Consider the following 16718-nt stretch of genomic DNA (forward strand, 5'->3'; position numbering starts at 1 on the left):
CGTCAATTAGCGTCAAAAAGGTATGGTTTTCTATACTACCTTAAGGCAGTAATTCGCTGCATCTTGCACATGTTCCGTGAGTGGTGGCTTAGCCAAGGAACTTTGGGTATCGATCCTTGCGATTTCAAGGCTCTCCTACCTGTTCAGGAATGGGCGCGTATTCTTCCGCGCCTGTTCCAGAAACAGAGGGGTCCCATCCATCCCCATCAGTGGGGCCCCTCACAAACCACCAGACCCCGACAACAAAACCAGGCGAAGTGGTTCCTCATCCGCCTTCGCTTCTGATCTTCACACCGTCAAGAAGATCTGAGCTTGGCTGACAAAACTGGGGGCAAGAGCGCACAAAAAAACCGGCGGGGCAGGACCCGCCGGCTTCTTGTCTAAAGGCGGATCGCCTATCAGCCCTGAGCAGCCTTCGCCACTTCAGCAGCAAAGTCTTCTTTCTCGACTTCGATGCCTTCGCCGACTTCCACGCGGACAAAGCCGGTGATGGTGGCGCCGGCTTCTTTTGCTGCGGCTTCCACGGTGAGATCCGGGTTCACAACGAACTGCTGGTTCAGCAGGGTCGATTCCGCCACGAATTTTTTCATGCGGCCCACGATCATCTTCTCAATCACCTGCTCCGGCTTGCCGGATTCACGGGCGATGTCCATCTGGACCTGCTTTTCCTTCTCGACCACGGCTGCATCCAGGTCGGCCTCGGACAGAGCCGCCGGGTTCACAGCTGCGATGTGCATTGCCACCTGCTTGCCGAAAGCTTCATCGCCACCGTTCATGGCAACCAGAACGCCGATTTTGCCCATGCCTTGGGTGGCCGCGTTGTGGACGTAGGACACAACCGCGTCGCCTTCCAGCTTCTCCATGCGGCGCAGCGACATGTTCTCGCCGATGGTGGCGATCTTGTCGGTCAGGGTGTCGGCAACGGATTTGCCGCCCAGGTCCGCTGCGTTCAGCGCGTCGATGTCTGCGGCGCCCAGAGCTGCTTTGGCGATGCCGCCAACCATTTCCTGGAATTCACCGTTCTTCGCAACGAAGTCGGTTTCGGAGTTCACTTCAACAGCAACGCCGTTACCGCCGTCAACGACAACAGCAACCAGGCCTTCTGCGGCGGTGCGGCCGGATTTCTTGGCAGCCTTCGCCAGGCCTTTGGTGCGCAGCCAGTCAACAGCGGCTTCCATGTTGCCGTCGTTTTCGACCAGGGCTTTCTTCGCGTCCATCATGCCTGCGCCGGTGGATTCGCGCAGTTCTTTCACCATTGCTGCAGTGATTGCCATCTTAGGCTCTCCTCAATTCAAAAACAGATTTGGGGCAGGTGGTACCCTGCCCCGCATGTCAATTCCGTGACAGGACGGTTCAGGCGTCTGCGGCTGCTTCTTCAGCAACGGCTTCTTCTGCCGGTGCTTCTTCCAGCGCGCCCAGGTCAACGCCAGCGGCGCCCAGCTGAGCCGACATGCCGTCCAGAGCCGCACGGGCCACCAGGTCGCAGTACAGCGAGATGGCGCGCGATGCGTCGTCGTTGCCCGGGATGATGAAGTCAACGCCATCGGGGGAGCAGTTGGTGTCGACAACAGCCACAACCGGGATGCCCAGTTTCTTGGCTTCGGCGATCGCCAGCGCTTCTTTTTTCACGTCGATGACGAACAGCAGATCCGGCACGCCACCCATTTCGCGGATGCCGCCCAGGGAGGCCTGCAGCTTCTCCTGGTCGCGTTCCATGCCCAGACGCTCTTTCTTGGTCAGGCCTTCGGCGCCGCCGGACATCTTTTCGTCGATTTCCTTCAGGCGGTTGATCGACTGGGAAACGGTTTTCCAGTTGGTCAGGGTGCCGCCCAGCCAGCGGTGGTTCATGTAGTACTGAGCGGACTTCTCAGCTGCTTCAGCAATCGGGCCGGCTGCCTGGCGCTTGGTGCCGACGAACAGAACGCGGCCGCCTTTGGCAACGGTGTCACGGACAACCTGCAGCGCCTGGTCCAGCATCGGAACAGTCTGGGTGAGGTCCATGATATGGATGCCGTTGCGCGAGCCGTAGATGAACGGCGACATGCGCGGGTTCCAGCGCTGAGTCTGGTGGCCGAAGTGTACGCCAGCTTCCAGCAGCTGACGCATGGTGAACTCGGGAAGAGCCATGCTATTCTTTCCTTTCCGGTTTCTATCCTCGGCGGGGGTTCAGAGCAGATGCTCCAACCGGGGGTCCGTCAGGGATGTCTCCCCTGATCAGGCCAAACCCCGCCTGCGGGTTCGTAGGCGCGCCTATAAATCACTTCCCTAAGGCTGGCAAGAGCGGATTGGCGGAAATTGCTGCCCTGCCCTGGTTTTCAACCCTCCAGTGCGTTTTGGTGGCCCGCACGCACGATCTCTTCGGCCCGGGCCGCCAGTCTCTTGCGGTCCGGAAACCCGGACACTTTCAGCGGCGGATGATAGATCAGTTCAACAGAGCCCTGCCGGCGGGCTGCCAGAACGCTGAGCAGATGCGGGCCAAAGTCCATATCGCCCCACCAGCCGTAAAACCGAACCGGCGCCCCCTTTGGCGCGTGATAAGCAACCGAGACCGGCTGAACATGCAGGCCGTCCCGCAGGTGATCATTAAATAACGCCGCGAAAAGTGTTGTTTTAAAACGCAAAACCCGGCGTCCGTCAGTCGAGGTTCCCTCCGGGAAGAAAAGCAGCTTGTGGCCTGCCTTCAAGCGCTGCTCAAACAGCTCCGCCTGCTCCTTTGCCTTCTTGGGGTTGCGCTCGATGAACACTGTGCCAGTCGCCCGCGCGAGCCAGCCGATACCAGGCCATTTGGCAACTTCGGCCTTGGAAACGAAATAGATCCGCTTGCGCGCATTCAGTGCAAAAATGTCCAGCCAGGAGCAGTGATTGGCCACCACCGGCCCCGGCTGCTGCATCAGTGCTCCGCGGGTCCGGTATTTGATGCCAAGTATCCGGAATGCAATACGGCAGACAAACTGGGTGATGAATGGCGTGACCGGCCGCTGAACACCAAAAAGCGGCCGCTCGATCAGCCGGATGGCCAGCAGAACCAGCAGCCCGCCAAAAACCAGCAGTGCCAGCGGCAGCCCGCGCAGCAGCACCAGCCCCCAGCCCACAGCGGTGATCCGGATCGGGTCCGGCGCCTCTTCGCTATGCCAGCTGACACTCATGCGCGGCCGCGGCTTCCGGTGTAAATCCTGCGCTGGCGCTCGTTCATCCGCGCCGTGTCCAGGATCAGGCAGACATCCGTGGTGTTGAAACCATGGTCGATATAAGCGCCTTCACCGACAAAACCGCCAAGCCGCAGATAGGCCTTGATCAAGGCCGGGGTATCGACCATGGCACGTTTTCGATCCAAATCATCTTTGCGGATCAAGTCCATATTTTCAAAGGACTTTGACATCACACGGAGTTCGGGTGGGGCCAAATGGCTGTGATGCAACATCGACAGCGGATTGGCCAGCGCCTGCAGGTTGGTGCCGTGAAAGCTAGCGACCCCGAATAGTACTTCGATGCCATGTGTCTCGACATATTCTGCTAGACCGGACCAAAGGTGGAACATCGCGATGCCGCCGCGATAGTCCGCATGCAGGCAGGACCGCCCCAGTTCCAGCAGCTTCCGTCCCGAGGCCTTCAGCACGCTCAGGTCGTACTCATCCTCGGAATAGAACTGCCCGGCTCTTGCAGCCTGGTCATCCCGCAGCAACCGGTAGACGCCGGCAACCTGCCCCGCAGTTTCGTCCGTCACCAGCATATGGTCGAAGAATGGATCAAACCGGTCGCATTCCAAACCCGCCTCGTGATCCACCATCTCGCCGCCGCCGCCCAACTCGCGCACAAACACTTCATAGCGCAGCGCCTGTGCCGCGCGCAGCTCTGCCTCTGTTTCTGCTATTTTCACGGAAAATTCCGGGGCGCGGTCTTGCATTCGGCTACCCTGCATGGTTCAGGCTTGCGCGCAACTAGCCCAAAAGGCAAAGAAAGCGCAAGATTTCAGACAAGTTTGAGAGAGTTCGTTAACCCTTCATAAACCGTTATGGCTCAAAGACGGGGATAAGGGAGACGCGCGCTCCATCGATCACAAGCTTTCCCTGGTCTGGGAAATTCACGGTGATCTTGCCGCCCGCGTTCGACTGCACCTGGCCGACGCCCCACTCGGGGTGATCCGGGTGCCGGACGAACATGCCGGGGGTGAAAATAGCATTGAGGTCATTCATTGGCGGGTGGCCCAGTTCGGAGGACGTAGAAGTTATGGGTGTAGATAACGCCAATCTGGCCGCATTGGTAGGGTCGCGGATCTGTCACGATCTGATCAGCCCTGTCGGCGCCATTAACAATGGGCTGGAACTGCTGGGCATGGCCGGAAGCATGTCCGGGCCCGAGCTGGAACTGATCTCCGACAGTGTCGCCAATGCCAATGCCCGCATCCGCTTCTTCCGCATCGCCTTTGGCGCTGCCGGCGACCAGCAGATGGGCCGTGCCGAGGTGGTCTCGGTGCTGGAAGACATTTCCAAGTCCGGCCGGATCAAGTACCAATGGTCGCCGCTGGAAGGCTGCACCCGAAGCGAAGCCCGTCTGGCGCTGCTGTCGGCGCTCTGCCTGGAGTCGGCCCTGCCCTATGGCGGCACGGTCAAGATCTTCTGTGCTGATGGCAAATGGACTGTCATGGGTGAAGGCAGCAAGCTGAACGTCGATGATGAGCTGTGGGCCCGGGTCAGCGGCGGCAACTCAAACGCTGAAATAACCCCGGCCCTTGTCCAGTTCGCTCTGCTGCCTGAGGCGGCCAAAGAAGCCAACCGCACGGTGTGGTTGGAGCAAAACCTGGAAAAGATCACACTGCAGTTCTGATCTTCTGCAACTGCGCAAAGAAACGCCGGGCGTCTTGCCCGGCGTTTTGCGTTCCAAGGGCTCAGGCGCGGGTGGTTCCGTCGCCGCGCACCAGGTATTTGAAACTGGTGAGCTGGGTTGCGCCAACCGGCCCGCGCGCATGCATCTTGCCGGTGGCAATCCCGATTTCCGCACCCATGCCGAACTCGCCGCCATCGGCAAACTGGGTGGAGGCATTGTGCATCAGGATTGCACTATCCAGTTCAGCAAAGAATTTCTGAACTGCTGCTTCATCCTCGGTGATGATGCAATCGGTATGCTGCGAGTGATGGGTGCGGATATGCTGGATCGCCTCATCAATGCTTGCCACCTTCTTGGCGGCAATAATCGAGTCCAGGTATTCCTTGCCCCAGTCCTCTTCGCTGGCGGCTGCCATGCCGTCCGGGCCGGGCAAACCCGCCTCCGCGCGGATCTCCACTCCTGCGCCTGACAGGGCCTGCAGAACCGCTTTGCCCAGTGTGTCCGCAATATCGCTATGGATCAGCAGGCATTCTGCGGCGCCGCAGATGCCAGTGCGGCGGGTTTTCGCGTTCAGCACCACGTCGAGCGCCTTTAGCGGGTCGGCGGATTTGTCGAGGTAGATGTGCACGATGCCCTCGAGATGGGCAAAGACCGGCACCCGCGCCTCACGCTGCACCAGGCCGACCAGGCCCTTGCCGCCGCGGGGCACAATGACGTCGACATAATCGGTCATGGTCAGCAGTTCCTGCACTGCCGCCCGGTCACGGGTCGGCACCAGTTGCACGGCGTCTTCCGGCAGGCCTGCGGATCTCAGGCCCTCTGCGAGGCAAGCGTGGATCGCTTGCGAAGAGTGAAAGCTTTCGGAGCCGCCGCGCAGGATCACCGCGTTGCCCGATTTCAGGCAGAGTGCACCGGCATCCGCGGTGACATTCGGCCTGCTTTCATAGATCACGCCGATCACACCCAGCGGGGTGCGGACGCGCTGGATCTTGAGGCCGGTGGGCTGTTCCCACTCTTCCATCACTTCGCCAACCGGGTCGCGCTGCTCAGCCACCGCCCGCAGGCCGTCGACGATGCCCTGGATACGGGTCTCATCCAGCATCAGCCGGTCCATCATTGCATCCGACAGGCCCTTGCCCCGGCCGAACTCCAGGTCCTTGGCGTTCTCTGCAATGATCTGTGCCCGGCGGTTCCAGACCGCTTCGGCCGCGCCGATCAGCGCAGCGTGTTTGCGTTCTGCACTGGCTGTGGCCAGAATCTGCGCAGCTTGCTTTGCACGCTTGCCAAGCTCCGCCATCACGGCGGGAATATTCTCAGTATTGCTCATATGTCTCGCACCCTCGCCGGTTCCTGATAATGCCCGGCTGGAATAATCTATCTTCTAATTCGCTCAAAGCGCCATGTCATCGCGGTGGATCAGCGCGGCGCGGCCGGGATAACCCAGCGTCGCCTCGATCTCTTGCGATTGGCGCCCTTGGATGGCACGGGCCTCGTCAGCGGTATAGCGTGACAGCCCCTGGCCCAGCTTGTGGCCGTCTGGGCCTAGGATGGCCAGCGGATCGCCGCGGCCAAAGTCACCCTCCACATGACGGACGCCTGCGGGCAGCAGGCTTTTGCCGGACTTGAGCGCGCGTGCGGCTCCGTCGTCGATTGTGATCACGCCGCGGGTCTTCATCGCGCTGATCCAGCGCTTGCGGGCACCCTGCGGATCGCCTTGCCCGGTGAACCAAGTGCAGGTTGCACCTTCCTCAAGAGATTTCAAAGGGTTCAACGGAGAACCTTCAGTGATCGCCATGGCGCAGCCAGCTGCGGTCGCCATCTTGGCGGCCAGCAGTTTGGTGATCATGCCGCCTTTGGACAGGCCGGAGACGCCATCTCCTGCCATCGCCTCGATCTCCGGCGTGATCTCGTCAATCCGGTCATAGCGCTTGGCATCGGGATCCAGCGCGGGGTTGGCGCTGTAGAAACCGTCGACATCGGACAGCAGGATCAGGCAATCAGCGCCAACCGTCACTGCAACCTGCGCGGCGAGCCGGTCATTGTCGCCATATCGGATTTCATCCGTGGCGATGGTGTCATTCTCGTTGACGATCGGCACGGCGCCCATGCTCAACAGCGTCTCCAGCGTCGCCCGCGAGTTCAGGTAGCGGCGGCGGTTCTCGCTGTCCTCCAGCGTCACCAGCACCTGTGCGGTGGTGATCCGGTGCGGCGCCAGCGCTTCTTCATAAGCACGGGCCAGGCGGATTTGCCCGACTGCAGCGGCAGCCTGGGACTGTTCCAGCGGCAAATCTGCATGAGGCAGGCCAAGAACACCGCGGCCCAAAGCGATAGACCCCGAGGAGACCAGTACAACATCCGTACCGTGCGACTTCAGCCAGGCGACGTCATTAGCCAGCGAGTGCAGCCAGCCTGCGCGCAACTCCCCGGTTTCCCGGTCCACCAGCAGAGCTGAGCCGATCTTGACAACGATCCTCTTGGCGGAACTCAGGGCTGCCAAGGTGCTTCCTCCTCAGCAGGCTTCATGCGCAGGCGGTCGTCGTCAATCTCGTTGCGCAGGGCCCGCAGGACTTCGTTCACCCCTTCCCGGCTGACGCCGGACATCAGCAGCACCGGCCCGCCAACGGCCTCTTCAAGCGCAGCTCGCTTCTCTGCCAGCTCTTCAGGATCAATTGCATCAACCTTATTCAGCGCGGTGATCCGGGTTTTGGTGGCCAGTTCGCCGCCATAGGCCTCGAGCTCGCCAATGATGGTCTCGTAATCCTCGACCACGGTTTCCGACGTACCATCCACCAGATGCAGCAACACCGCGCAGCGCTCGACGTGGCCAAGGAAGCGGTCGCCAATGCCGCGCCCTTCGTGAGCGCCCTCAATCAGGCCAGGGATGTCAGCAACAACGAACTCGGTATTGTCGATACCGACCACGCCCAGGTTCGGGTGAAGAGTGGTGAACGGGTAATCCGCAATCTTCGGCCGGGCATTCGAAGTTGCTGACAGGAAGGTGGACTTGCCCGCGTTAGGCAAGCCCAGAAGGCCTGCATCAGCAATCAGCTTGAGCCGCAGCCAAATGGTGCGCTCGACACCTTCCTGACCTGGATTGGCGCGGCGCGGTGCCTGGTTGGTGGCGGATTTGAAGTGCAGGTTGCCGAAGCCGCCGTTACCGCCCTTCGCCAGCAGCACGCGGGCGCCGGGCTCAGTGAGGTCGGCCAGAACGGTCTCTTCGTCCTCATCCAGGATCTCTGTCCCCACGGGAACACGCAGAATTATGTCGTCTCCGTCCTTGCCGGTGCGCTGGCGCCCCATGCCGGACTGGCCGTTCTTGGCAAAGAAATGCTGCTGGTAGCGGAAATCGATCAGGGTGTTCAGACCTTCGGTCACTTCGGCCCAGACCGAGCCGCCCTTGCCGCCATCGCCCCCGTCCGGCCCGCCGTATTCGATGTATTTCTCGCGGCGGAAGCTGACGCAGCCGTTCCCGCCGGCGCCCGAGCGGATGTAGACCTTTGCCAGATCGAGGAATTTCATGACAGCTCCTTAATGCGGCAGGCACCCTGCCCTGTCCGCGCAGTACAAGTGTCCCGCAAGCGCTTGGGACACTTGCGGGATGTTTCGTTTGCCTTACCGTAAAGCGCGCGCCGCGCCAATCACAGTTTTCGGCTGTAGGTCCAGGTTGGGACGGTTGTGTCGCGGGCCACAGAGTAGCTTTCAGCGTCGCCCAGGTAATCAAAGCCGCAATGGATCAGCACCCGGGCCGAGGCCGGGTTGTCCTGGAACACGACGGCAAACATCGCATCATTGTTTTGCGGATTTGCATCCACCAGCGCCTTCAAAGCGGCAGAGGCAAGCCCAGTATTCCAAAACGGCGGCGCTGTCCAATAGGAGACTTCCGATTGGTTGCGGTCCATCCGCTTGAGGCCAATAACGCCCTTCAGCTCGGCATCGCCATCCACGGTTCCGTCGATCACCCAGACATCCTCGTCGCGGTCTTCCGACATTGCGCGCGCAACATAAGCCTCAACCGCGCCGGGCGGCAGCGGGTGCGGCACTGAACGGGTCATGCGGGCCACACGTTCCTCACCGGCATAGTGGGAGATCAGCCCCGCATCGGATTTTCGCAGCGGGCGCAGAATGAAGCGCTCGGTTTCGATGACCTGCTGATTCACGATCTGTTCCAGATTCATGGGTGTGCTCCTCCTCTGCCAATAGTCTTCCGGTGGCATTTGCCCTTGTTGTTGCGGCGGTTCCGTTCAGATGTGTACGCTTCGCCACAAGGGCAAGGCATACCGCCTTCAAATTTCACAAAACTTCCCGTTCGTGCAGCGTGAGCACCATGCCGGTGCAAAGCAGCAGACGGGGCCTTTGTCGTTGCTGGGGAAATCATCACAAACTCGCATGCGGAAAACAGAAAAGGGGACCGGCTGTATAGCCGATCCCCCTAAAGATTTCTTTACCGTTCGGGTCGGCTTACTCAGCGGCCTCCGCCACTGGGAGAACCGATACAAAGGTGCGGCCTTTCAGGCCTTTGCGGAAGCTTACAGCACCGTCAGCAGTGGCAAACAGAGTGTGGTCTTTGCCCATGCCAACGCCTTCGCCGGCCCAGAACTTGGTGCCGCGCTGACGCACGATGATGTTGCCTGCGATGGCAGCCTGGCCACCATAGAGTTTCACGCCAAGGCGGCGGCCCGCGGAGTCGCGGCCGTTACGTGAGGAACCGCCAGCTTTCTTATGTGCCATTCTCTCTCTCCTTAGCCTTTGGCCAGCTCTTTGGCCTGCTCAACCCACTCGGGCTTCACTTTGATTGCTTCGATACCAGCAATGTCGTCTTCGGACAAGGCTGCAATCTGAGCAAAGCTGGTGAGGCCTGCTTCTGCCAGTTTCTTGGCAGCTGCTGGGCCGACGCCGGTCAGCTGGGTCAGGTCGTCCGAACCGGCTGCTTCAGCGGCGGGTGCTGCTTTGGCGGCTGCTTTCGGAGCGGCTTTGGTTGCGCCAGACGCCAGGATCTCGGTGATCCGGACCAGGGTCAGCTTCTGACGGTGGCCGACGGTGCGCTTGGAGGAGTGCTTCCGGCGGCGCTTGACGAAGTTGATGACCTTGTCGCCTTTGATCTGGTCGATGACCTCTGCTTTTACAGCAGCGCCTTCGATCAGCGGAGCGCCAACAACCGGTGCGTCGCCGCCCAGCATCAGAACTTCGTCGAATTGGATGGTTTCGCCAGCATCAGCAGCCAGTTTTTCAACGCGGAGCACGTCGCCCGCCTGAACTTTGTACTGCTTGCCGCCAGTCTTGAGGACCGCAAACATGTGCGTTTTTCCTTTTCTAACCGCGTCCTACGGCCCCCTTGCGGGTGTTTCGGCAGATGCCGCCTCGAACAGCGCGCCCCTTGCGGAGGCGTATTACAAATAAACCCCGGCGCACGGATTCCGGGCCGGGATGCGGGCTTATGGTTCGGAAACGCTGTTGTGTCAACCTGTTTTCCATAGGTCCTGCCGAAAGAACCTCAGGTTCAGATATCCTGCCCCGGGGTAAGCTCGGCCATGCGGTGCGCCAGCTCTTCGAAACGGTTGGCAGTGATCTCGTACTGTACCGCATTCAGCAGCTCGTACACCCTCTGCATTGGCGCCTCTTCCAGCGCTTCGACATAGGCCTGCACCTCGGCGTCTGTGAACTCCTGATAGGTATAGGCCGAGGCCGCCATGCTGGAGGCCTGCAGGCTTAGCCGCAATTGCCCCTCCTGCTCCTTCAGCAAGGCACGCAGCCCGTCTGCGTCCAGTTCAAGCTCTATAACCCCCGCAGCGGCAGCTGCCATCAGGAACCGGAACTGAATCTGCTGCAGCGCCTTCACGCCGGTGCCCGCAGCGTCAATAGCTGTGCCCATACGCTGGTAAATGGCAACGCGTTTGCTGCCGGACCTCACCAGATCCGAGATGATGCGATTGCCGGCAATCTGCTTCACCTCATCGTCCTCAATCATGTGTGACGCATTCTCGGCCCGAACCAGGCGCTGCCCCAAATCGCTGGCGTAGAAATCAGCGGCATGGTCCAGTGCCTCGTCATCCAAGGTCTTTTCCAGGATGTCCACCGCGAGCACGCGCATCTGCGAGGTATCGAATACATCTTCTGACAGTTTGGTCCACTGGCTTCCAAAGGAACCGGTATCAACCCCCAGCATCAGCGGCGCGCTGGAAGCAGACAATGCAATGCTGTCCAAGGCAACGTCAAAGCCGGTCACTTCAAGGAAAGCTTCCACCCGGTCGCGGTCAGCGGCGCCTGCCGGCTGAACGGCAGAAAAAAATGCCAGGCTGAGCAACAAGAGAACGCGGGTCAGAACGGCGGGCAATTGAAGAGTGTTACGCATAAGGCAAATCTAGGCAAAAACCTTTGGCTGACAACGGGAAACCGGCTTTTTTTGCCAAAGCCGCATTTCTCACTTGCACCTGTCCGGAATCAACCTTAAACGCTGCCCCACCAGACCCCCGCGGAGAGGTGCCGGAGTGGTCGAACGGGGCGGTCTCGAAAACCGTTGTGGGTGCAAGCCCACCCAGGGTTCGAATCCCTGTCTCTCCGCCATTATCCCCCTGAGACCGCTGCACCAAAAGCATTGCCCTATGCGGAGGCACAAAGCCTTGGGCGGCGTGTCAGCTCAGATTCCAGAACCATTTAGTTCTTCCAGCAGCCCTGACAGGCGGTTTTATTGCGTTTCAACCCGCCTGCCGTGCATGGCAGCTGGCTCGTAAAAGAAGAAGAAAAAGTCTACGCTTCAGACCGCGGCCCTCCCGAAGTTGCAACTTATAGGGTAGCGACACCCCTAAAAGAGCGGCAGGATGAGCTCATTCCAAATTTTTGGAGGGCTGAAACCATGGACAAAAGTGTTGATCCCGAACCGCAATCTGCAGATTTTGCGGCGGTCGCTGCGAGGCTTGGAAAGCTCTTTGCCGAAAGAGCCGCCGATCATGACGAAAATGACCGCTTTGCCGAAATCAACTTTGGCGACTTAAAGGAAAACGGCCTGATCGACGCCGCAGTTCCGGTTGAGCTGGGTGGAGGCGGCGCTGACGTGCGCTCCCTGAGCACTGTGCTGCGGACCATTGCCCAGTCTTGCGGCTCCACTGCGCTTACGCTTTCCATGCATACGCATCAGGTCGCCATCCCGGCTTGGCGCTGGCGCCATCAAGACGCCGCCCGGCCACAGGTGGCACCGCTATTGCGCCGGGTCGCTGCGGGGCGGCTCATTCTCTCCAGTTCAGGCGGGTCCGATTGGATTGGCGGCTCCGGCAAGGCTGAAAGGGTCGACGGCGGCTACCGGGTAACGGCACGCAAAATGTTTTGTTCAGGCGCGCCGGCGGCGGACCTGCTGATGACCGGAGCGATTTGCGAAGAAGGCGGCGAGGCAACCTTCCTGCATTTCGCCGTCCCGATGCAGGCTCCCGAAGTCACAGTGCTGGACACATGGCGCACGATGGGTATGCGGGCGACCGGGTCGCAGGACATCATGATTGAAGGTCTGTTTGTCGCGGAGGAGAGCATTCTCCTCAAGCGGAAGGCCGGCGAATGGCATCCGGCGCTTCAGCTGGTGTCTTCCATTGCCACGCCGCTGATCTATTCCGTCTATCTTGGCGTCGCGGAGGGCGCGCGGGAGATCGCCATAGGCATGGCGCGAAAGAAACCCGCATCGCCGCGGCTGCAATCGCTTGCCGGGCGGCTGGACACTGCGCTTGCAGCCACGCGCATGGCGCACGAAACAATGATCGCGGCGTCTGAGCGCAATGCGCCATCGGCGGAAACCGTCAATGACGTCATGGTTGGCCGACACCTGGTTGAGGAAAATGCAATCCGTGTTGCCGAATTGGCCATGGAACTGGCCGGCGGCGCGGGATTTTATCGCAAAGCCGAACTTGAACGCCGGTTCCGGGACATTCAGGCGGCCCGCTATCATCCCCTGCAGAAAGAGGCGCAAACGGAGTACACAGGTGCAATGGCGCTTGGGCAGCCCGTGGACGGGATCTACTGAAACGATGGTCCGGATGAAGCAGAACACCGCATACAGGAATTGCCGCTCAAAACCCAGGCTTTGCTGAAGCCTTCTGGCAGAACATCCGCAGTCTGCCCCCAGGGGCCGAAAAAGAAAGCCGGGCGCTTGGCCCGGCTTTCGAAAGTTTGTCAGCTGCGCAGATCAGGCGCGACGGCGGCGTCCGCCGGAACGGCCGCCACGGCCGCGGCCCTCTTCGCCTTCTGCAGCGGGTGCCTTGTTGAATTTGATCCACTCGCCGCCGTGCGGGTCGTTGTTGGTCAGCAGGTTGGCCGCACGGATTGCTTCCATCTCCTTGCCGGCCTTCGGTTTGGTGGAGCCCAGTCCGAACATCTGAACAAATGCCTCGTCTTCCATGCCTTCCGGCAGGATGATGCCGGCGGCTTCGACTTCGGCTTTCTTCTCGGCGATCTTCTTCTGAGTGATCGGTAGAGCAACCGGGTTCATGATCGCGGAGGTCATGCCGGCAGCCATTGCCATCGGCAGGAAGGCGTTGTTGATGCCATGGCGGTTCGGCAGGCCGAAGGAGATGTTGGAGGCACCGCAAGTGGTGTTCACGCCCAGTTCCAGGCGCAGCTTGCGAACCAGCTCAAACACCTGCTGGCCGGCGGTTGCCATGGCACCGATCGGCATTACCAGCGGGTCAACCACGATGTCATGCGCCGGGATGCCGAAGTCGGCTGCGCGCTCAACGATTTTCTTGGCAACGGCGAAACGCACTTCCGGATCTTCGGAGATGCCGGTGTCGTCGTTGGAGATCGCCACAACCGGAACGTTGTACTTCTTAACCAGCGGCAGCACCATTTCCAGGCGGTCTTCTTCGCCGGTCACGGAGTTCAGCAGCGGACGGCCTTCAGCAGCGGCCAGGCCAGCTTCCAGAGCGCCCGGAACCGAGGAGTCGATGCACAGCGGCACATCGGTCAGGCCCTGCACCAGCTCGACGATCTTGGTCATCAGCGGCGGCTCGGTCTCGTTCGGGTTCGGGTTGGAGTTGTACACCACACCCGCGTTGATATCGAGGATGTTGGCGCCCGCCATCACCTGAGCCAGCGCGTCTTTCTCAACGGTGGAGAAATCGCCGGCTTCCAGTTCGGCCGCCAGTTTCTTACGGCCGGTCGGGTTGATGCGCTCGCCGATCACGCAGAAGGGCTCGTCAAAGCCCAGGATCGCGGTTTTTGTTTTTGATTCTACGACTGTACGGGTCATTTTTGATCCTTAGGGTCTCAGGAGTTAACCGGCTTGGCGGACTCGCCGCCGTTGTTGATCGCCCAGGTGGCGTTGGTCTTGATGCCGCCCAGCGGGAAGAAGTGGACCTTCTCGATCTGGAAGTCCGGGTTGGCCGCCTTGTGGGCTGCCAGATCCGCCAGAATCTCGCCCGGCTCATGCGGCAGCAGCAGCTTGGAGACGTCCTTGGCACGCTTCTGCAGCACTTTCAGCGACGGGCCGACACCACAGGCGATGGCGAATTTGATCATGGTCTGCAGCTTGGCGGGGCCAGCGATGCCGATGTGGACCGGCAGGTTCATGCCGCGCTCTTTCAGCTCGTTTACCCATTCGATCACCGGCTGGGCTTCGAAGCAGAACTGGGTTGCCAGTGCCATTTCGGCGTCGGTGCGCTTGGAGAACTCCTGCTTCCAGTCCAGAGCGGAATAGGTGTTGGCACGGCCGCCATTGGGGTCGATGTCCAGGTTCGGCTCGGGGTGGCCGGCCACATGCAAGTTGGTGAAGCCCGCTTCGTCAAACAGGCCGGTTTCCAAGAGCTGCATCGAGCTATCGAAATCGCCATGCGGCTTGGCAACGCCGCCGGCCAGGATCAGGCCCTGCTTGACGCCTGCTTCGCCCTGGTACCGGTTGATCCAGTCGCCCAGGGTGGCTTTGTCCTTGATGATCCGCGCCGGGAAGTGCGGCATCACGTCATAGCCTTCGCCGGCGATGCGCTTGGCGGTGGCGACCATGTCTTCGATCGGAGTGCCTTCGATATGCGCGATGTAAACGCGGGTGCCTGCAGGCAGCAGGTCGCGGAAATCTTCGACCTTGGCGGCGGTACGCGGCATCACTTCGATGGAATAGCCCTTCAGAAAGGCCTCCATTTCGGGGGTAGCTGCCTGGCCTGCGCCAGAATCGCGTTTCTTAAAGTTCAGCAAAGCCATCACGGCCTCCCATAGTGGTGTCAGGCTCACGCCCATCCGTCGTTTGCGATCAGCGCTTTCAGGCGGTCCTGATCATATTCCGTTTCCAGGCGGGTTGCCTCGGCTTCAGCGATCTCAGCCGCCTCGCCTTCCGCGGCAAAAGGCTCTGCCTTGCGCCATTCGGCAAGATAGGCGTCGCTGTCCTTGGCGTTCACCTTCATGGCCGCGCGGTCGATAGCCTGCTCGAACCGTTCTTCGAGCTGGCGCTTGGCTCCGCGGCGACCTTTGCCAACGATGACCTGCGCAGGAATGTCGCGCCAGTATACGATCGTAACGTCGGGCATGCCTTGATTTCCTCCTAGCCTGGATAGACCACTTTCTAGAGTGGCGGCGCGCGGTAAGTTGGTCGATTTTCGACAACACGATGGGATTGAGCGACGTTTTGCTGCCGGGACCCTAGCTTTGTCAGGTCGTGAAAGCCACAGGGCGCGCGCGCAAAAATATTCATGTGGATTATGAGATATCCGGTAGCGGGCGGAAATTGCTCCACTTCTGCTGCCCGGCGCTTGCGCCGCCGCAGAAGCGCACCTATTGTCATCCTTAACACGATAATCGGAGGGCGTGAATCATGGCGCCCAGGCGCTCGAAAGGTGCGGGCGCGTTTCCCAAGGCGGTTGAGACCCCTGCACCGGCCCGTCCCGATCCCGATGCGCTTTATGCGGCGCTGGATCTGGGTACAAATAGCTGCCGCATGCTGATCGCCCAGCCCAAGGGCAGCGGTTTTCATGTGGTCGACAGTTTCTCCAAGTCGGTGCAGCTCGGCGCCGGGCTGGAGCGGACCGGACGGCTGTCGCGGTCCTCGATGGCGCGCACCATTCAGGCGCTGCGGATCTGCCAGCAGAAACTGAAACGCAACAAGGTCAAGCGGATGCGGCTGGTCGCAACCGAGGCCTGCCGCCGTGCCAAGAATGCGCGCGACTTCATCCGCCAAGTGAAACGAGAGACTGGTCTGACGCTGGAAATTATCCAGCCGGAGGAAGAAGCACGGCTTGCGGTGATCTCCTGCGCGCCGCTGGTGTCCACCAAGACCGCGCAGCTGCTGGTGGTCGACATCGGCGGCGGGTCGACCGAACTGGTCTGGATCGACATTTCCTCGGTGCCCCGGCGCGACCGGCCCTCGGCGATCATGCGGCTGCACAATGGCTTTCACCCCGGCGAAAGCCCCTTCCCCGCAGCCAAAGTGGTGGATTGGATTTCGGTGCCTTTGGGTGTCGCTACTTTGCGCGATCAGTTCAACGATGTGGAAGATGACGCGGCCCGTTTTGCGCTGATGAGCTGGTTCTTCGAGGAAAACCTGGCTGATTTTGCGCCCTACAAGGATGAGCAGACCCGTGCCGGGTTCCAGATTGTCGGCACATCCGGAACCGTCACAACGGTGGCCGCTTCCCATCTGGGGCTTAAACGTTATGACCGGACCAAAGTGGATGGTCTCCGGATGACCAGCGATCAGATCGATAAAGTGATCCGCGGCTATCTGGAACTAGGCCCCCAGGGGCGGCGCCGCGATCCCCGCATCGGCGAGGACAGGCAAGCGCTGATCATGTCCGGTTCTGCCATTCTGCAGGCTTTGCTGCGCTGCTGGCCGACCGACCGTCTTTCGGTCGCTGACCGCGGCCTGCGCGAAGGGCTGCTTTATGCGCAAATGAGCGCGGACGGGGTTCTGGAAGACGGCCCCTTCTAAATGC

At 60.5% G+C, this 16718-nt stretch carries 18 protein-coding genes and 1 tRNA gene; 4 read left to right on the forward strand and 15 right to left on the reverse strand.

Translation table 11 applies throughout. The features are described from left to right. Nucleotides 1-398 precede the first annotated feature (398 nt). From tsf to RA19_RS21055, 5 genes are all read right to left on the reverse strand, one after another. Nucleotides 399-1274 carry a translation elongation factor Ts gene (gene tsf / locus RA19_RS21035; RefSeq protein ID WP_039166510.1) on the reverse strand — a complete coding sequence of 292 codons (876 nt, stop codon included), beginning with the start codon at nt 1272-1274 and terminating at the stop codon, nt 399-401. 79 nt (nt 1275-1353) lie between these two features. Continuing rightward, the gene (gene rpsB / locus RA19_RS21040; RefSeq protein ID WP_039166511.1) at nt 1354-2127 is read right to left on the reverse strand and encodes a 30S ribosomal protein S2; all 774 of its coding nucleotides are present in this window, start codon (nt 2125-2127) and stop codon (nt 1354-1356) included. A 188-nt stretch (nt 2128-2315) separates the two neighbouring features. After that, nucleotides 2316-3146, reverse strand: coding sequence for a lysophospholipid acyltransferase family protein (locus RA19_RS21045; RefSeq protein WP_039166513.1), 831 nt, complete (start codon nt 3144-3146; stop codon nt 2316-2318). Further along, nucleotides 3143-3904, reverse strand: coding sequence for a GNAT family N-acetyltransferase (locus tag RA19_RS21050; protein ID WP_039166514.1), 762 nt, complete (start codon nt 3902-3904; stop codon nt 3143-3145). Before RA19_RS21050 ends, RA19_RS21045 begins: the two co-directional genes overlap by 4 nt. Nucleotides 3905-4010: 106 nt before the next feature. Next, nucleotides 4011-4193: a DUF3553 domain-containing protein gene (locus RA19_RS21055; protein WP_039166515.1), complete on the reverse strand. Its 183-nt coding sequence runs from the start codon at nt 4191-4193 to the stop codon at nt 4011-4013. A 34-nt stretch (nt 4194-4227) separates the two neighbouring features. Between RA19_RS21055 and RA19_RS21060 the strand changes: the two genes are divergently transcribed. Continuing rightward, a complete protein-coding gene (locus tag RA19_RS21060; protein ID WP_039166518.1) occupies nt 4228-4824 on the forward strand; it encodes a histidine phosphotransferase family protein in 597 nt (198 codons plus the stop codon). 61 nt (nt 4825-4885) lie between these two features. Here the strand turns inward: RA19_RS21060 and RA19_RS21065 are convergent, their stop codons facing one another. The 7 genes from RA19_RS21065 to RA19_RS21095 all read right to left on the reverse strand — a co-directional run bounded on the left by RA19_RS21065 (nt 4886) and on the right by RA19_RS21095 (nt 11173). Then, entirely contained in the window at nt 4886-6151 is a 1266-nt protein-coding gene (locus tag RA19_RS21065) for a glutamate-5-semialdehyde dehydrogenase (protein ID WP_039166520.1), read from the reverse strand. A 63-nt stretch (nt 6152-6214) separates the two neighbouring features. Continuing rightward, complete coding sequence (gene proB / locus RA19_RS21070; RefSeq protein ID WP_039166522.1) at nt 6215-7321, reverse strand: glutamate 5-kinase; 1107 nt, start codon at nt 7319-7321, stop codon at nt 6215-6217. Further along, on the reverse strand, nt 7309-8343 hold the full coding sequence (gene obgE, locus RA19_RS21075) for a GTPase ObgE (protein ID WP_039166524.1): 1035 nt from the start codon (nt 8341-8343) through the stop codon (nt 7309-7311). Before obgE ends, proB begins: the two co-directional genes overlap by 13 nt. Before the next feature lie 119 nt (nt 8344-8462). Then, nucleotides 8463-8999 (reverse strand): GNAT family N-acetyltransferase, encoded by a 537-nt coding sequence (locus RA19_RS21080; protein ID WP_039166528.1) that lies wholly within the window; start codon nt 8997-8999, stop codon nt 8463-8465. A gap of 283 nt (nt 9000-9282) precedes the next feature. Next, entirely contained in the window at nt 9283-9552 is a 270-nt protein-coding gene (rpmA, locus tag RA19_RS21085) for a 50S ribosomal protein L27 (RefSeq protein WP_019297807.1), read from the reverse strand. A gap of 11 nt (nt 9553-9563) precedes the next feature. Next, nucleotides 9564-10118, reverse strand: coding sequence for a 50S ribosomal protein L21 (gene rplU, locus RA19_RS21090; RefSeq protein ID WP_039166531.1), 555 nt, complete (start codon nt 10116-10118; stop codon nt 9564-9566). Nucleotides 10119-10321: 203 nt separating this feature from the next. Beyond that, nucleotides 10322-11173, reverse strand: a complete 852-nt coding sequence (locus RA19_RS21095; RefSeq protein WP_039166533.1) for a DUF2059 domain-containing protein — start codon at nt 11171-11173, stop codon at nt 10322-10324. A gap of 122 nt (nt 11174-11295) precedes the next feature. Here RA19_RS21095 and RA19_RS21100 point away from each other — a divergent pair. After that, nucleotides 11296-11385: transfer RNA gene (locus tag RA19_RS21100), tRNA-Ser, on the forward strand. A gap of 124 nt (nt 11386-11509) precedes the next feature. Beyond that, nucleotides 11510-12826 carry an acyl-CoA dehydrogenase family protein gene (locus tag RA19_RS21105; protein ID WP_241479114.1) on the forward strand — a complete coding sequence of 439 codons (1317 nt, stop codon included), beginning with the start codon at nt 11510-11512 and terminating at the stop codon, nt 12824-12826. A 162-nt stretch (nt 12827-12988) separates the two neighbouring features. Here the strand turns inward: RA19_RS21105 and RA19_RS21110 are convergent, their stop codons facing one another. From RA19_RS21110 to RA19_RS21120, 3 genes are read right to left on the reverse strand one after another with little or no spacing between them, the layout of a single operon-like run. Continuing rightward, complete coding sequence (locus tag RA19_RS21110; protein WP_039166538.1) at nt 12989-14050, reverse strand: methyltetrahydrofolate--corrinoid methyltransferase; 1062 nt, start codon at nt 14048-14050, stop codon at nt 12989-12991. A gap of 17 nt (nt 14051-14067) precedes the next feature. Next, complete coding sequence (locus tag RA19_RS21115; protein WP_039166540.1) at nt 14068-14994, reverse strand: methylenetetrahydrofolate reductase; 927 nt, start codon at nt 14992-14994, stop codon at nt 14068-14070. Between the two features lie 26 nt (nt 14995-15020). Further along, nucleotides 15021-15317 carry a virulence factor gene (locus RA19_RS21120; RefSeq protein ID WP_039166542.1) on the reverse strand — a complete coding sequence of 99 codons (297 nt, stop codon included), beginning with the start codon at nt 15315-15317 and terminating at the stop codon, nt 15021-15023. 284 nt (nt 15318-15601) lie between these two features. On the opposite strand from RA19_RS21120, the gene RA19_RS21125 reads away from it, so the two are divergent. Then, nucleotides 15602-16714 carry a Ppx/GppA phosphatase family protein gene (locus RA19_RS21125; protein WP_039166544.1) on the forward strand — a complete coding sequence of 371 codons (1113 nt, stop codon included), beginning with the start codon at nt 15602-15604 and terminating at the stop codon, nt 16712-16714. Nucleotides 16715-16718: the final 4 nt, after the last annotated feature.

It is taken from the genome of Leisingera sp. ANG-M1 (genome assembly GCF_000813745.1).
Lineage (GTDB): Bacteria > Pseudomonadota > Alphaproteobacteria > Rhodobacterales > Rhodobacteraceae > Leisingera.

Coding starts and splice junctions, on each gene's coding strand:
- RA19_RS21045 (WP_039166513.1), bottom strand. CDS start 3,146: ATGAGTGTCAGCTGGCATAGCGAAGAGGCGCCGGACCCGATCCGGATC.
- RA19_RS21120 (WP_039166542.1), bottom strand. CDS start 15,317: ATGCCCGACGTTACGATCGTATACTGGCGCGACATTCCTGCGCAGGTC.
- RA19_RS21115 (WP_039166540.1), bottom strand. CDS start 14,994: ATGGCTTTGCTGAACTTTAAGAAACGCGATTCTGGCGCAGGCCAGGCA.
- rpmA (WP_019297807.1), bottom strand. CDS start 9,552: ATGGCACATAAGAAAGCTGGCGGTTCCTCACGTAACGGCCGCGACTCC.
- tsf (WP_039166510.1), bottom strand. CDS start 1,274: ATGGCAATCACTGCAGCAATGGTGAAAGAACTGCGCGAATCCACCGGC.
- rpsB (WP_039166511.1), bottom strand. CDS start 2,127: ATGGCTCTTCCCGAGTTCACCATGCGTCAGCTGCTGGAAGCTGGCGTA.
- RA19_RS21065 (WP_039166520.1), bottom strand. CDS start 6,151: ATGAGCAATACTGAGAATATTCCCGCCGTGATGGCGGAGCTTGGCAAG.
- RA19_RS21080 (WP_039166528.1), bottom strand. CDS start 8,999: ATGAATCTGGAACAGATCGTGAATCAGCAGGTCATCGAAACCGAGCGC.
- obgE (WP_039166524.1), bottom strand. CDS start 8,343: ATGAAATTCCTCGATCTGGCAAAGGTCTACATCCGCTCGGGCGCCGGC.
- RA19_RS21095 (WP_039166533.1), bottom strand. CDS start 11,173: ATGCGTAACACTCTTCAATTGCCCGCCGTTCTGACCCGCGTTCTCTTG.
- RA19_RS21060 (WP_039166518.1), top strand. CDS start 4,228: ATGGGTGTAGATAACGCCAATCTGGCCGCATTGGTAGGGTCGCGGATC.
- RA19_RS21055 (WP_039166515.1), bottom strand. CDS start 4,193: ATGAATGACCTCAATGCTATTTTCACCCCCGGCATGTTCGTCCGGCAC.
- RA19_RS21125 (WP_039166544.1), top strand. CDS start 15,602: ATGGCGCCCAGGCGCTCGAAAGGTGCGGGCGCGTTTCCCAAGGCGGTT.
- rplU (WP_039166531.1), bottom strand. CDS start 10,118: ATGTTTGCGGTCCTCAAGACTGGCGGCAAGCAGTACAAAGTTCAGGCG.
- RA19_RS21050 (WP_039166514.1), bottom strand. CDS start 3,904: ATGCAAGACCGCGCCCCGGAATTTTCCGTGAAAATAGCAGAAACAGAG.
- RA19_RS21110 (WP_039166538.1), bottom strand. CDS start 14,050: ATGACCCGTACAGTCGTAGAATCAAAAACAAAAACCGCGATCCTGGGC.